Here is a 14,879-nt window from a genome sequence, read left to right on the forward strand (position 1 = left end):
GAAAAGTCCATCGCAGCCGCTGCGCGGTCGACAGGGGCGCAGTCCCCGAACACGAATGCCTTTCGGCCCCGGGCACTGTCGTGCGGATCGAGCGGGCCGCGTCGATGTGAACCGCGTCTCACCGGAGCGGCTCGAGGGTGTCCGAAGGAAGTCCGGGACGGGACCTTCGGCCCTGTGCGTAGGCCGGGGGTTGATGCTGACATGGAACGGGGGTATGCGGGTCAGGGGATCGGTGCGAAAGGGTTGTCAGTTCATGCGTTTGTTCCAGGCTCTACCGGTCCGAGTGCGGTCCTGGGCGGTCTCCGGCCCGATCGCGCGCCGACAGAGAGAAGTGGTCGCATGAGCGGGCTGTCGGAGCACACGTTCATTCCCCGGTCCACCGAGGCCCTGAGTCGCGAGGAATCGTTACGGCTGCTGGCGAGCGTGCCCTTCGGGCGGGTGATCTTCACCCGTGACGCCCTGCCGGCGGTGCGGCCGGTCAACCATCTGGTCGACGCGGGCGAAATCGTCGTGGTGCGCACCCGGCTCACCTCGCGGCTGACCTCGACGGTCCGGTCGGACTCCAATGTCGTCGTGGCCTACGAGGCCGACGACATCGACCCGATCGAACAGCTGGGCTGGTCGGTGGTGGTGACGGGCATTGCCCGAACGGTCACCGATCCGGAGCGCATCGCGCGCTATGAACAGCGATTGCGGCCCTGGGTCGACGGGGCGATGGATTCGATCGTCGCCATCGAGCCGACCCTGGTGACCGGGTTGCGGCTCGTGGCGAAGAAGGCGGGCTAGCGGCGGCGTCGCCGTGTCAGGCGTACGGGTCGTCGATCTCCCAGTCAGCGTCCGCGGGGTCGCCGTCGGTGTCGGGTGTGCCGGTTCCGGATTCCGGATCGGGAAAACGAAGTCGGGCAACGATTTTGATGTGATCTCCGGGTCCGGAGCGGGTGATCTTCAGTGCGCCCCGCAGCTTGTCGGGGAGGGCCAGGGTTCCGGCGTCGCCGTCGCTGCCGTAGGTGATCACCCCGCCGGCGTCGAGTTCGTCTGCGAGAGCGCGCAATTGGTCGGCGAGTTCGACGCGGTCGAGGATGCGGTGTGCTTCGTAGATCTTGTGATGTGTCATGGTTAGAAGCACACCGCACCCGCGTCGGTGTCTCTAGGGGCCAAATGCCTGTGCTGGATGCGCGGAGGTCCCCGGTGCCGGATGGCCCGTGGTGGCGAAACGCGCTGCGCGGCGGCGCAGTCGGTGGTCTGGGCGGCGGTCGCGGGCGGCGGGGATGGTCGGGGGTGTGCGGAAGAACCAGTGTTTGGCGGCCTCGGCCAGGGCGAGATAGACGACGATCATGACGAGCAGCGCGACGAAGAAGCCGCCCGGCAGGGGCCGGAAGCCGAGAGCGCCGGCCAGCGGTGTCGCGGGCAGCAGTGCGCCCACGCCGACGGCGGCGAGGGCGGCGGTGAGCATGGTGACGCTGGGATGGCTGCGGAAGAAGGGGGTCCGGCGGGTGCGGATGACGAACAGCACCAGGGTCTGGGTGGCCAGCGATTCGACGAACCAGCCGGTGTGGAAGAGGGCTTCGCCCGCATGGAAGACCCACAGCATGATGCCGAAGGTCGCGAAGTCGAAGATCGAGCTGATAGGGCCGAACACCAGCATGAACCGCTGGATCAGCCGGATGTCCCAGCGGGCCGGGCGGGCCAGCTGCTCCTCGTCGACGGTGTCGGTGGGGATGGCGAGCTGGCTGGCGTCGTAGAGCAGATTGTTGAGCAGGATCTGGGAGGGCAGCATCGGCAGGAACGGCAGGAAGGTCGACGCCCCGGCGGCGCTGAACATGTTCCCGAAGTTGCTCGAGGTGCCCATCAAGACGTACTTCATGGTGTTGGCGAACACGCGGCGGCCCTGGGTGACTCCGTCGGCGAGCACCTGTAAGTCCTTCTCCAACAACACCACATCGGCCGCGTCCTTGGCGACGTCGGTGGCGGCGTCGACGGAGATGCCGACATCGGCGGCATGCAGGGCCAGCGCGTCGTTGACGCCGTCGCCCAGGTAGGCGACATCCACTCCCAGCGAGCGCTGGGCCCGCACGATCCGGGCCTTCTGCTCCGGATCGACCCGGGCGAAAATGGTTGTGTCGGACAGTTTCTGGGCCAGCTCGGCGTCCGAGAGCCGGGCCACCTCGGCACCGGAGAGGCTCTGGCCCACCCGCAGGCCCAGCTGCTCGCACACCCGCGCGGCCACGGTCGGATGATCGCCGGTGATGACCTTGACGGTGACGCCGAGGGCGTCGAGGCGGCTGATGGCCTGGCGCGCGGAGGATTTCGGCGGATCGAGGAAGACGAGAAATCCGGCCAGGCGCAGGCCCGCTTCGTCGGAGGGGCCGAGCGCGGTCTGTCCGGGGGCGGAGCGGACCGCGACGGCGACCACCCGGTGCCCGGCCGCGAATTCGGCGTCGAGGGCTCGTCGCGCCGCCTCCGGGACGCTCTCGCAGCACGCGAGCACGGACTCGGGGGCGCCCTTCGTGATGACCAGCCGCCCGCCGCGAGGCGTGTCGACGAGGACCGACACCATCCGCCGCGCATGGTCGAACGGCAGGGTGGCCAGCCGCGCGTACTGCGCGATCGATTCCTGTGGCGCGAGGGGCGCGGCCCACAAGGCGGTGTCGAGGGCGTCACCGCCGGTCAGGCGCCCGTTCTGGACGACGCCGTCGGTGCAGATCATGCCCAGCGTGGCGACGCGGCTGTCGGCTCCGGCATCGGTGGCCACCGCCCGCATGAACTCGATCCGGCCCTCGGTCAGCGTCCCGGTCTTGTCGGTGAAGAGCACCTCGATATCGCCGAGATCCTCGATGCAGACGAGTCTTTTCACCAGCACCTTGCGTTGCGCCAGCAGCCGTGAACCGGCCGCCAGGCTGGTCGAGACCACCGCGGGCAGCAGCTGCGGCGAGATGCCCACCGCGATGGCCAGCGAGAACATCAGCGCGTCCAGCAGCGGCCGGTGCAGCACCAGGTTCACCGCGAAGATGCCGATCGTCAGCACGGCGGCCACCCGGACCAGCAGCATGGAGAAGCGGCGCAGCCCGACCTGGAATTCGGTCTCGGGCTCGCGCCGCGCCAAACCGACCGCGATGCGCCCGAATTCGGTGTCACCGCCGGTCGCGATCACCACGCCGCGCCCGGTTCCGGCGGCGACCACGGTGCCCATGAGCGCGCAGGGGGCCAGCTCGGCGACCGCACTGCCCTCCGGCACCGGCTCCACCGACTTGCGAACCGCCTCGGCCTCTCCGGTGAGCACGGACTCATCACACTGCAGGCCGGTGACCGACAGCAATCGCAGATCCGCGGGCACCAGTTCACCGGGCCGCAGTTCGACGATGTCGCCGGGGACCAGGTCGGCGAGGTCCACCGAACGGGCTCGTCCGTCCCTCGTCACCACGACCCGGTGCCGGATGCGCTCGTGCAGTGCCTCGGCGGCCTGCTCGGCGCGAAACTCGTTGATCGTGCCCAGCCCCACCGACATCACCACGATCACGCCGATGACGATGGCGTCGGTGCGCTCACCGAGGAAGAACGACACCGCCGCGGTCACCGCGAGCAACAGCAGCAGCGGTGAGCGCAGCTGACGCGCCGCCACCGGCCCGAGCCGCGCGTGATGGGTCCGAATGGCATTGGGCCCGAACGTGCGTGCCCGGCGCTCGTGCTCGGCCTCGGCCAGCCCGCCGACGTCGGAGGCCAGGTTCGCTAGGACGGAGTCGGCGGTCCGCGCCGCGGCGGCCACGGCGGGGACGGCGTGAACCGGCTGGGGCGGAACGTGATCCGTGCGGGCGCTCGAGCGCGCGTGAACTGGCATGTAGTCGAGGGTTCCGTGGGACGTGTCGTGGCGGTAGAGGAGGTCCGCATGCGGGCCCGGGACCAAAGACCTTGTAGCCGAGGACTTGCCGCAGCTGTATTGCGGCGTCGGAGCGGCGCAGACTTTCGAGGGTCGGCCCCCGGGTTGCGGGGCGATTCCGGCAGCGGTAGGGCCAGGCGCATCCTGCACCGGATCATGGTGTGTGCCCGCTGATCACGCCTTCGCCGCGAAACGTGTCCCTTCGTGGTCACGGAAGGCGATCACGCGCACGCCGATTCGGGCGTCGTGGGCCCGGCGTGATAGCTGCTGGATCGCCTTCGACCCCGGGGGTCGGCTTGCGGGGGATCCAGCCGGTCGGTCCTGTCCGCGTGGGCGCGCAGGAACACGCTCGCCGTGCCCGGACGGCTGTCCGGGCACGGCGAGCGCATGGCGTTCCGGGTTACTGCGGGTGCGGGTGGTCGGCGCGCAGCTTGGTCGCGTACACCGCCGCCTGGGTCCGGCGCTCCATGCCCAGCTTGGCCAGCAGCCGGGAGACGTAGTTCTTGACGGTCTTCTCCGCCAGGAACATCCGCTCGGCGATCTGCCGGTTGGTCAGCCCGTCGCCGAGCAGGTCCAGGAGCTTGCGCTCCTGGTCGGTCAGCCCGGCGAGCGGACCGTCGGACTGGGTGCTGCGGCGCAGGCGGTCCATGAGCGCGGCCGCGGCCCGGTTGTCCAGCAGCGAGCGGCCCGCGCCGACCTCCTTGATGGCCTTGGCCAGCTCCATGCCCTTGATGTCCTTGACCACGTAGCCGCTGGCCCCGGCCAGAATGGCGTCCATCATGGCCTGCTCATCGGTGAACGAGGTGAGGATGAGGCAGCGCAGCGTGTCCACCCGCGAGAGCAGGTCCCGGCACAGTTCGATGCCGTTGCCGTCGGGCAGGCGGACATCGAGGACCGCGACATCCGGCTGCAGCGCCGGGATCCGGGCCAGGGCGGTGGCGGCGTCGGAGGCCTCGCCGATGACGCTCAGTTCCGGGTCGCTCTCGAGCAGATCGACGAGTCCCCGGCGGACTATCTCGTGGTCGTCAACCAGAAATACCTTGATCATGTGCCGGTTCCCATCCTTCGTGGCTGTGTGGTCAACGATAGTTCGCTGCGCGCATTCTGGGCGATGACCGAAAGTCATTCGGTCACCGGGGTGGTCGGGCCGGAGACCTCCAGGATCTGCTCGAGCGGCAGCCTGGGGGTTCGCGTCGGATTGCGGTCGGAATCGGGAACGGTCCCGACCCGGATCAGGACCTGGGGTTGCTCGTCCCGGTCGGTGAGCGCGCGGATGACCGCCCGGCTCTGCGGTAGTTCGGTGACATGGGTGAGCGGGCAGGTCGCGTAGCCCGCGACCGTGCACTCGAGCAGTATGGTCGACAGCGCCTCGCCGCAGCGCAGCAGTTCTCTCGAGCTCGGCCCACTGGACACGACGAGCACCACGGACTCGTCCTCGGCGATGTCGGTCCGGCGCGGTTCGCCCGCGACGGTGGGCAACGCCCGGCCCACATCGACCCGGCCACGCTCCTCGGCGGAGATCCGCGCCGCTGGCGGAATGCCCGTGGCGGCCAGCGAATGACCTGCCCACCAATGCAATTCGGCCTGATAAGCGGAATCGTAGCGGCGCACCCCGGCGGTGAGCCGCGAGGCCCGGGCGAGCTCGGCGCGGGCCTCGCGGGGCAGCACGGTGACCACGGCGTCGAACGGATCGACCATCACCTGCAGCAGGGGTTCGAAATCGTGCCAGCCGGCCGGCGCGCCGAACGGCAGCCGGTCGGTATAGCGAACGGTGATGGCCGCGGCCTGTTCCCGCTCGGCGTCGGTCACGATCGGCGCGGGTTCGAACTCGACCGTGGCCAGCTCCTCGTGCCGGGTGGGATTGGGGAAGTACACGACCCGGGTCCGCCATCCCGCGGCGGCCAGCGCCGAACGTAGGTGCCCCAGGGCGATTCCACAGCTGAGCAACAGCTGCCGACTCGAGTGATCGGTCGCGGGCAACATCCGCGACCGCACCGAGAACAGGTGCAGCGCCGAGCCGTCGAAGACCCAGCGCCACGGTTGGCTGTTGTGCAGGGAGGGCGCGCGACCGGCCAGGCGAACGGCGGGCCCGATCGTGTCCATGCCGGGTATTTGGTCCATGGACCCACGCTAGGGCGCGGTGAGCGCCACCACAGGGGCCGTTGGTCCCTTCCGGGGTGCTACAGGACCCTTGGCCCGGAATCCGACTCCCACCAGGCTGGATACGTGGACCTGAGCACAATGACCGCGCCGCTGCTCGACTCGCGGCGCCACGACGCGGTGATCTTCGATATGGACGGCGTGGTGACCGACAGCGCCACCGTCCACGCGGCGGCCTGGAAGGAGATGTTCGACGACTTCCTGGCGCATCGCACGGCGCTGCCCGGCGAGGACCTGTCGCCCTTCACCACCGAGGACTACCTGCGCTGGGTGGACGGCGAACCCCGCTACCGGGGTGTCAGCGATTTCCTTGCCGCGCGGGGAATCTCGCTACCGGCCGGTGATCCCGCCGACGCCGACGACGCGGGCACGATCTGTGCGCTGGGCAACCGCAAGGATCACCTGTTCCTGGAACGCCTTGCCCGCGACGGCGTTCCGGCCTTCGAATCCACCGTGGCCCTGGTGCGCCGCCTGCAGGCGGCGGGAATCGGCGTCGCGGTGTTCTCCGCCAGCCGCAACTGCGCACAGGTGCTGCGCGCGGCCGGGATCGGCGATCTGTTCGCGGTGCGGGTGGACGGGATCGTCGCGGAGGAACTCGGATTGGCGGGCAAACCCGATCCGGCGATGCTGCTGGAGGCGGCTCGCCGCCTCGGCGCGCAGCCCGAGCGGACGGTGGTGGTCGAGGACGCCGAGGCCGGGGTGGCGGCCGGTCGGGCGGGCGGCTTCGGTCTGGTGATCGGCGTCGATCGGGGCGGGCACGGCGACCGGCTGGCCGCCCGCGGGGCCGATGTGGTCGTCCCGGATCTGGACCGGGTGCGCCTGCGCGACGGCTTCCGGCGGATGTCGGAGGTGCCGGATGCCACGGCGGCCCGGCTCGGGGATCTGCTCGACACCGGGAAAACCTCGGTGCTGCTCGATTTCGACGGCACCCTCTCGGCCATCGTGCCCGATCCGGCCGCCGCGACCCTGGTGCCCGGCGGGGCCGCGGCCCTGGCGCGGCTGGCCTCGCGCTGCCCGGTCGCCATCGTGAGCGGTCGCGAACTGGCGGACCTGCGTGAGCGGGTGGACGTGGAGGGCCTGTGGTACGCCGGGTGCCACGGCTTCGAGCTGCTCGCTCCCGATGGCACGACCTATGTCCACGACGCGGCCCCCGGCGCCGAGGCCGACCTCGCGGCCGCGGCCGGCGAACTGACGACATCCCTCGCCGCGATCGACGGAATACTGGTGGAGCACAAGCGCTTCGCGGTCGCCGTGCACTATCGGCGGGTCGCGCCGGACCGGGCCGGTGCGGTGATCGCCGCGGTGCACGAGCAAGCCCACCGGCGCCGGCTGCGGGTGACCGGCGGGCGGAAGGTGGTGGAACTGCGCCCGGATGTCGACTGGGACAAGGGAACCGCGGTCGACTGGATTCTCGGGCACCTGATCACCCCGACGATGCCGGTCTACCTGGGTGACGATCTCACCGACGAGGATGCCTTCGACGCGGTGGAATCCGACGGCGTCTCGGTGGTGGTGCGCCACGACGAGAACGGCGATCGGCGCACCGCCGCGCGTTTCGCACTGAACGGGCCCGAGGGCGTGCGCACGTTCCTCGACGACCTGGCCGGGCTGCTCGCCGCCGAATCGGAAGGGGCCGTGTCGAATTCGTGGATCTACACGTTCGAGGGATACGACCCGGCGCACGAGCGGCTGCGGGAGGCGCTGTGCACGGTCGGTAACGGCTATCTGGCCACCCGAGGGGCCGCGCCGGAGACCGTGGCCGGGGAGCGGCACTACCCGGGTACGTATGTGGCGGGCGTCTACAACCGGCTCTTCGACGAGATCTCCGGGCGCACGGTCGACAACGAGAGCCTGGTGAACCTGCCCAACTGGCTGCCGATCACCTTCCGCATCGGCGACGTCGACTGGTTCGACATCGACGCCGTCGAATTGCTGTCCTACCGGCAGGAATTCGATATGCGGCACGCGGTGCTGGTGCGTACCTTCCGTTTCCGCGACACCACCGGCCGCATCACCGCGGTGCGGCAACGCCGGTTCGCGGCCATGCACGCGCCGCACCTGTGCGCGCTCGAGGTCGCGGTGACGGCCGAGAACTGGGCGGGCACCGTGGTTTTCCGCTCCCTGGTGGACGGTGCGGTTCGGAACTCGGGTGTCGCGCGATACCGTGACCTGTCCGGCGTGCACCTCGAGCAGGTCGGCACCCGGGAACTGTCGGCGGAATCGGTGCTGATGGTGGTGCGCACCGGCCAGTCGCGCATTCCGGTGGCCACGGCAGCCCGCGGGACCCTGCACCGTGACGGCGTGAAGCTGTGCCCGGCCACCGAACTCGTCGAGTCGGCGGGCGCGATCGGGCACGATCACGGCGTCGCGCTCGCCGAGGGCGACACGGTCGTGCTGGAGAAGATCGCGGCAGTGGTCACCGGCCGCGATCATGCCGTCTCGGCTCCCGACGACGAGGCCGTGCGCTGTCTGCGGTCCGCCGGCGGGTTCGCCGAGCTGCTCGAAAGCCACACCGCCGCTTGGGAACACCTCTGGGATCTGTTGCGCATCGACTTCGGCGACGGTGACCACGCCACGCGGGTGATCCGCCTGCACCTGCTGCACCTGGTGCAGACCCTGTCGCCGCACACCGCCGATCTGGACGTCGGGGTGCCCGCGCGCGGACTGCACGGCGAGGCGTATCGCGGGCACGTCTTCTGGGACGAGCTGTTCGTCTACCCGGTACTCAACCCGCGCTTTCCCCGCCTCGCGCGCGGCCTGCTGCGCTACCGATACCGGCGCTTGCCCGAGGCCCGCCGGGCCGCGGTCGCGGCCGGTCTGGCCGGGGCGATGTTTCCGTGGCAGTCGGGTTCCGACGGCCGCGAGGAAAGCCAGCTGATGCACCTGAATCCGCTGTCGGGACACTGGAATCCGGATCCGAGCCCGCGCGCGCACCACATCGGCAGCGCCGTCGCCTACAACGTCTGGCAGTACTACCAGGCGACCGGCGACATCGAATTCCTCACCGACTACGGGGCCGAGCTGATGGTGGAGATCGCCCGCTACTGGGCCGCCATGGCCGAATACGAGCCGCGCCACGATCGATTCCACCTGCGCGGGGTCATCGGGCCCGACGAATTCCACACCGGCTCGCCCAGCGCACCCGGGACCGGCATCGACGACAACGCCTACACCAATGTGATGGCGGTGTGGACGCTGCTGCGCGCCCGCGAGGCCCTCGATCGGCTCACTCCGCGGGTGCGCGCGGAACTGCTGGAGTCGCTGCGGGTTTCGCCCGCAGAACTCGCGCGCTGGGAGCATGTCGGCCGGCGCATGTTCGTGCCCTTCCACGACGGTGTGATCAGCCAGTTCGACGGGTACGAGCAGCTGGCCGAACTGGACTGGGCAGGCTATCGGCTGCGCTACGGCGATATCCAGCGCCTGGATCGCATCCTCGAGGCGGAAGGCGATGACGTCAACCGCTATCGGGCCGCCAAGCAGGCCGACGTGCTGATGCTGTTCTACCTGTTCTCGGCCGACGAATTGCGCGAGGTGCTCGGCCGTCTGGGCTATGAACTGCCCGGCGAGACGATTCCGCGCACCATCGACTACTACTTGGCGCGGACCTCGCACGGGTCCACCCTCAGCGCCCTGGTGCACGCCTGGGTGCTGGCCCGGGCCCATCGGGCGCAGGCCATGGACTTCTTCGGGCGGGTGCTCGACGCGGATGTCACCGACATTCAGGGCGGGACCACCGAGGAGGGAATTCACCTGGGCGCCATGGCCGGCAGCATCGATCTGATCCAGCGGTGCTTCACCGGTATGGAGATCCGGTCCGACCGCCTGATCTTCAACCCGTGCTGGCCGCAGGAGCTGGGGGAGTTGCGCTACTCGATCATCTACCGGGGTCACCGGCTCGCACTGCGGATCAGCGCCTCGGAGTTGGAGATCGCCGCCGAGCCGGGCGGCGCGGACCCGGTCGAGATCCACTACGACGGGTTCACCGAGATGCTGGCGGCCGGGGGCACGCTGCGCATGCCGTTGCGGGCCGATCGATCCACCGTGGAAGCCGATCAGGACCGCAATTGACCGACGCCCCAGCGCACCAGGCCGACCGCGACCGCCAGGTATTCGGCGAACGCGAGATAGACCAGGACCGCGCCGTACATCTGGGCCCAGGTGAAGAGGAAGTCGGTGGCCGCGGGAACCGCGACCACCATGGCCGCGCCGAGTGTCAGCGCCACGGTCGCCACGGTGTGTGTGGTTGCGGGAGATTCCATGGCAGCAAGCCTTGTCGGGCGGCGCGGCGCTGAGCAGAGCCGATGTTCCCGATCCCGGTGGGACCAATGGCGGCCGAAGATCCTCTCGCCCGGGCCCGAAACGGTCACCGAGGTCTTTGGTCCTCGCTCCGAGGACGATCGCCCGCAGTCGGGGCCGAGGCCGCGTTCCTACCGTGAGAGGACGGGCCCGAATCGGGCGCAGACGCTTTCACCACATTCCAGGAGCCCACCATGACTGAGCAGGAATTCGACGATCCGCACCGGCTGGCCTCGGCGGCGGTGGTGGTCGGCGTGGACGGTTCGGAAGGATCGACTCGCGCCGTGCACTGGGCCGCGAACTACGCCGCCGACCGGCAGCGGCGGTTGCACCTCGTGCACGGGATGGACCTGGCGGCGATCAGTCGCGGTGTGGGGACCTACGCCGTGGCGACCCAGCCGATCGTCGACACCGTGAAGGCCAACGGCATTGCGGTGCTGGCGCGGGCGCGGCTGGCCGCAGGTGACTACGAGCCGCAGTTGTCGGTCACCTCCTGGGCATCACCGGATTCCGCCGCGCACGCGCTGATCGCCTCCAGCGCGACCGCTTTCGCCGTGGTGATCGGCGCGGTCGGCGAGGCCGGGACGCTCTCGCACCTGGGCTCGACGCTGTTCGCGGTGGCCAGCCACGCGCGCGGCCCGGTGATCGTGGTGCGGCCGGACCCGAACGCGGGCAACGCGGTCCGGGGCTCCGGACCGGTCGTGGTCGGCGTGGACGGCAGCCGGGTCAGCGAGGCGGCCCTGGCCGCGGCGTTCGCGGAGGCTTCCGAACGCCGGTCGGGTCTGGTGGCCGTGCACGCGTGGAGCGATTGGGACACCGGGCAATTCGCCGGCGAGGTGGTGCCGGTGACGCGCGGCGATCTCGAGGGCGTCGAGTCGGCGGTGCTGGCCGAGCGGCTGGCGGGCTGGCAGGAGAAGTACCCCGACGTCGAGGTGACCCGTGACGTCTGCGCGGCCGGACCCGCGGAGCGGTTGCGCGAACTGTCCGAGACCGCGCAGCTGGTCGTGGTCGGCAATCGCGGCCGCGGCGGGTTCCTCGGCCTGTTGCTCGGGTCCACCACGCACTCGCTGATCCAGCACGCGCACTGCCCGGTCATGGTCGTGCACGCCGAGGCCGAGGAGCCGAAATGACCAGGACGATGCCCGGTTCGCGGACCGGAATCCGCGATGACCTGGTCGATCTGGACGCGTGGTGGCGGGCCGCGAACTATCTGGCGGCCGGACAGATCTACCTGCTGGACAATCCGCTGCTGAGTGAGAAGCTGCGGCCCGAACACATCAAGCAGCGGCTGATCGGGCACTGGGGAACCGTGCCCGGGGTGACCCTGACCTACGCCCACCTGAACCGGGCCATCATGCGCACCGGGCAGGAGATGCTGTTCGTGCTCGGTCCCGGCCACGGTGCGGCGGCGCTCACCGCCGCGACCTGGCTCGAGGGCACCTACTCGCTGCGGCATCCCGAGGTCGGCCAGAACCTGGCCGGAATGCGGGAGCTGTTCCGGCAGTTCTCGTTCCCGGGCGGCGTCCCCAGCCATGCCGCACCGCATCTGCCGGGCTCCATCCACGAGGGCGGCGAACTGGGCTACTCGCTCGCCCACGCCACCGGTGCGGCCCTGGACAACCCGAACCTGGTGGTGGCCTGCATGATCGGTGACGGCGAGGCCGAAACCGGGCCGCTGTCCACCAGCTGGCACGGGTCGATGTTCCTGGACCGCATCACCGACGGCACCGTGCTGCCCATCCTGCACCTCAATGGCTACAAGATCGCGAATCCGACGCTGCTGGCGCGGATGTCGCGCGCCGAACTCGACGCCATGCTCACCGCGCAGGGCTGGGAGCCGATGTATGTCGAGGGCGACAATCCCGCGCAGGTACACGACCGCTACGCGAACGTCATGGACGAGGCGCTCGAACGCATCCGCGAGATCCGCGACCACGCCGAGCACGGGCTCGGGCCGCGCGACCCCTGCCGCCCGATGATCGTGCTGGCGACCCCGAAGGGCTGGACCGGCCCGTTGATGGTGGACGGCGTGCGGGTCGAGGGCACCTTCCGGTCCCACCAGGTGCCGCTGACCGGTGTGCGGGAGAACCCGGAACACCTTGCGCAACTGGAGGACTGGCTGCGGTCCTATCGACCCGAGGAGCTCTTCGACGACGAAGGGCACCCCGTGGACCGGATCGCGCGCCTGCATCCCGAACACCTGCGCATGAGCGCCAATCGCGCCGCGCACGGCCACGACAGCGTGGATCTGCGCCTGCCGTGCCCGACCGACTACGCGATCGGATTCGCCTCGCCCGGAACCGAAGTCGCGGAGGCGACCCGCGTGCTGGGCGGCTACCTGCGTGACGCGTTGGTCGAGAATCCCCGCAATCTGCTGTTCTTCTCCCCGGACGAGCACACCTCGAACCGCTTGGACGCGGTGCTCGAGGTGACCGGCCGGCGGTGGCGGGAGCGCCGCATCGCGGGCGACGATCGGCTGACCCCCGACGGCCGGGTCTTCGAGGTGCTGTCGGAACACCTGTGCCAGGGCTGGCTCGAGGGCTACCTGCTCACCGGACGCCACGGCGTGTTCTCCACCTACGAGGCCTTCGCCCACATCGTCGACTCGATGGTGGTGCAGCACGCCAAATGGCTGCACATGGCGGCCGAATTCCCTTGGCGGGAACCGATTCCCAGCCTCAACTATCTGATCACCTCGCACGTGTGGCGCCAGGACCACAATGGCGCGTCCCATCAGGACCCCGGCTTCATCGACCACGTGCTGAGCAAACGGCCCGAGGTCAGTCGGGTGTACCTGCCGCCGGACGCCAACTGCCTGCTGCACGTCTTCGACCACTGCCTGCGCAGCCGCGGCCGGGTCAATGTCGTGGTCGCCGGGAAACAGCCCGCGCTGCAGTACCTCGACGACGACGCGGCGCGGGTGCACTGCGAGCGAGGTCTGGGCGTGTGGCAGTGGGCGAGTTCGGATTCCGGGCGGCCCGCCGAAGTCGTGCTGGCCTGCGCGGGCGACGTCCCCACCCAGGAGACCCTCGCGGCGGTGACGCTGCTGCGGGAACTGGTGCCGGACTTGGCCGTTCGGGTCGTCAACGTCGTAGATCTGGCGCGATTGTTCCCGCCGGACCGTCACCCGCACGGCATCTCCGACGAGGAATACCGCGGCGTGTTCACCGATGCCCCCGTGGTCTTCGCCTTCCACGGCTACCCCTGGCTCATCCACCGCATCGCCTACCGTCGGCCCGGCCACGACAATATGCACGTCCACGGTTTCACCGACAACGGCACCACCACAACGCCTTTCAGCATGTGCGCGATGAACGGGATCGATCGCTTCAGCCTGGCGGCCGCCGCCCTGGCCGAGGTACCGCGACTGGCGGACCGGCGCGACGCGCTCGTCGGCGACCTCACCGCGCGCCGAGAGGCCGCCGAGGCGTACGCGCGCCGTCACGGCATCGACGCACCGGAGGTCGCGGACTGGTCGTTCCGCTGAGATCAGTGGCGCAGGAACGCGTCGAACTCGGGCGCGGTGTCCGGCGGCAGCAGCGTGGCCAGATCGGCACGCAGGGTCGGGATCTCGGTGTGGAGGGCGGCGCGGGCGTGGGGTTCGAATGCGATCGTGCCCAGCGGCCCGCGCAACTGCCTGCTCCAGTACGCGGCCGCGGCGGCCGTCGGCACCCTGGTGAACAGGACGGCCAGCGCCCGCGGCGTGGTGGTGACGCCGCGCTCGCGCAAGCCGAGAAAGCCGCTGCGGACGGCCCGCGCCAGCGTGCGCAATGCCGCGTGATCCTGGGCGAGGGTCGTTGCGGAGAAGCCGGCGCGTTCCAGCGCCGCGCATATCGCGACCACGAACACCGCGTGGGTCGCCAGCCAGTCGTCCATTCGGCCGGTGGTGGCGACCGTGAATCCCGCGTGCCGCAAGGACTCCGCGATCGCGTTCTCCTGTCCGCCACGCCGTTCCAGCGTCGTCGGCTGCTGCCGGATCTGGAGATAGTCGACGCCGCCATCGGGCCGCAGACGCCCGCCGACGCCGGGGAACCCGGCGAGCATCCGTTCCCCGCCCAGCCGTGCGCGCAACCCTGACAGTCCGAGCGGGTAGTTGCACAACGTGACGACCTGCTCGAATTCGATGCACGACAGCTGTTCCGGAACGGAATCGATCTGGTCGCGCCGGACCGCCACCAGCACGGTGTCGTAGCGGCCCTCAGGAGCCTCGACCACCGTCACCGGTACCTCCAGCGACGCACCGGGGGAGTGCAAGGTGAGGTCGTGGCCCGCCAGCAGACTCAGTGTCCGGCCTCGCGCCAGCAGGTGCACCTCGGCACCGGTCGCGGCGAGCCGCCCGGCGTAGACGCGTCCGATCACCCCCGCGCCGATGACCAGTGTTCGCATCGCCTCACCACATTCCGTGCCCGGTATCGGCGCGAAGCGTCACTGGAAATGCTCGCTCCGATTCCGCGAGGCTACCCGCCGCGCAGGGCAGTCGACGACCGGCGCGGCGGGCAGCACTCGGGGGTGCGGGGCATCCGGCTGTGGAGGGGTGGATGCCCGCGTT

At 70.0% G+C, this 14,879-nt stretch carries 10 protein-coding genes; 4 read left to right on the forward strand and 6 right to left on the reverse strand.

Annotation, left to right across the window (positions count from 1 at the left end; genetic code table 11):
* Positions 1-339 precede the first annotated feature (339 nt).
* Entirely contained in the window at positions 340-786 is a 447-nt protein-coding gene (locus GPX89_RS13800) for a pyridoxamine 5'-phosphate oxidase family protein (protein ID WP_157387830.1), read from the forward strand.
* Between the two features lie 16 nt (positions 787-802).
* Here GPX89_RS13800 and GPX89_RS13805 read toward each other — a convergent pair whose 3' ends face one another.
* The 4 genes from GPX89_RS13805 to GPX89_RS13820 form a co-directional block, all read right to left on the reverse strand.
* The gene (locus tag GPX89_RS13805) at positions 803-1,114 is read right to left on the reverse strand and encodes an amphi-Trp domain-containing protein (protein ID WP_157387831.1); all 312 of its coding nucleotides are present in this window, start codon (positions 1,112-1,114) and stop codon (positions 803-805) included.
* Between the two features lie 33 nt (positions 1,115-1,147).
* Positions 1,148-3,835 (reverse strand): magnesium-translocating P-type ATPase, encoded by a 2,688-nt coding sequence (gene mgtA, locus GPX89_RS13810; protein ID WP_157387832.1) that lies wholly within the window; start codon positions 3,833-3,835, stop codon positions 1,148-1,150.
* 439 nt (positions 3,836-4,274) lie between these two features.
* Positions 4,275-4,922: a response regulator gene (locus GPX89_RS13815; protein ID WP_157387833.1), complete on the reverse strand. Its 648-nt coding sequence runs from the start codon at positions 4,920-4,922 to the stop codon at positions 4,275-4,277.
* Positions 4,923-4,996: 74 nt separating this feature from the next.
* A complete protein-coding gene (locus GPX89_RS13820; protein WP_157387834.1) occupies positions 4,997-5,995 on the reverse strand; it encodes an Acg family FMN-binding oxidoreductase in 999 nt (332 codons plus the stop codon).
* A gap of 120 nt (positions 5,996-6,115) precedes the next feature.
* On the opposite strand from GPX89_RS13820, the gene otsB reads away from it, so the two are divergent.
* Complete coding sequence (gene otsB / locus GPX89_RS13825) at positions 6,116-10,102, forward strand: trehalose-phosphatase (RefSeq protein ID WP_157388223.1); 3,987 nt, start codon at positions 6,116-6,118, stop codon at positions 10,100-10,102.
* Here otsB and GPX89_RS13830 read toward each other — a convergent pair.
* Complete coding sequence (locus tag GPX89_RS13830; protein WP_157387835.1) at positions 10,087-10,293, reverse strand: hypothetical protein; 207 nt, start codon at positions 10,291-10,293, stop codon at positions 10,087-10,089. The two genes, otsB and GPX89_RS13830, sit on opposite strands and share 16 nt — an antisense overlap.
* A 231-nt stretch (positions 10,294-10,524) precedes the next feature.
* On the opposite strand from GPX89_RS13830, the gene GPX89_RS13835 reads away from it, so the two are divergent.
* Positions 10,525-11,460, forward strand: coding sequence for a universal stress protein (locus GPX89_RS13835; protein WP_157387836.1), 936 nt, complete (start codon positions 10,525-10,527; stop codon positions 11,458-11,460).
* Positions 11,457-13,817, forward strand: coding sequence for a phosphoketolase family protein (locus GPX89_RS13840; RefSeq protein WP_157387837.1), 2,361 nt, complete (start codon positions 11,457-11,459; stop codon positions 13,815-13,817). Before GPX89_RS13835 ends, GPX89_RS13840 begins: the two co-directional genes overlap by 4 nt.
* Before the next feature lie 2 nt (positions 13,818-13,819).
* Here the strand turns inward: GPX89_RS13840 and GPX89_RS13845 are convergent, their stop codons facing one another.
* Positions 13,820-14,716, reverse strand: coding sequence for a ketopantoate reductase family protein (locus GPX89_RS13845; RefSeq protein ID WP_157387838.1), 897 nt, complete (start codon positions 14,714-14,716; stop codon positions 13,820-13,822).
* Between the last annotated feature and the right edge of the window lie 163 nt (positions 14,717-14,879).

The organism is Nocardia terrae (assembly GCF_009760405.1).
Lineage (GTDB): Bacteria > Actinomycetota > Actinomycetes > Mycobacteriales > Mycobacteriaceae > Nocardia > Nocardia terrae.

Excerpts from the sequence above, each read along its gene's own strand:
- GPX89_RS13845 (WP_157387838.1), bottom strand. The coding sequence starts at position 14,716 with ATGCGAACACTGGTCATCGGCGCGGGGGTGATCGGACGCGTCTACGCC.
- GPX89_RS13820 (WP_157387834.1), bottom strand. The coding sequence starts at position 5,995 with ATGGACCAAATACCCGGCATGGACACGATCGGGCCCGCCGTTCGCCTG.
- GPX89_RS13815 (WP_157387833.1), bottom strand. The coding sequence starts at position 4,922 with ATGATCAAGGTATTTCTGGTTGACGACCACGAGATAGTCCGCCGGGGA.
- GPX89_RS13840 (WP_157387837.1), top strand. The coding sequence starts at position 11,457 with ATGACCAGGACGATGCCCGGTTCGCGGACCGGAATCCGCGATGACCTG.
- GPX89_RS13835 (WP_157387836.1), top strand. The coding sequence starts at position 10,525 with ATGACTGAGCAGGAATTCGACGATCCGCACCGGCTGGCCTCGGCGGCG.
- mgtA (WP_157387832.1), bottom strand. The coding sequence starts at position 3,835 with ATGCCAGTTCACGCGCGCTCGAGCGCCCGCACGGATCACGTTCCGCCC.
- GPX89_RS13830 (WP_157387835.1), bottom strand. The coding sequence starts at position 10,293 with ATGGAATCTCCCGCAACCACACACACCGTGGCGACCGTGGCGCTGACA.
- GPX89_RS13805 (WP_157387831.1), bottom strand. The coding sequence starts at position 1,114 with ATGACACATCACAAGATCTACGAAGCACACCGCATCCTCGACCGCGTC.
- otsB (WP_157388223.1), top strand. The coding sequence starts at position 6,116 with ATGACCGCGCCGCTGCTCGACTCGCGGCGCCACGACGCGGTGATCTTC.
- GPX89_RS13800 (WP_157387830.1), top strand. The coding sequence starts at position 340 with ATGAGCGGGCTGTCGGAGCACACGTTCATTCCCCGGTCCACCGAGGCC.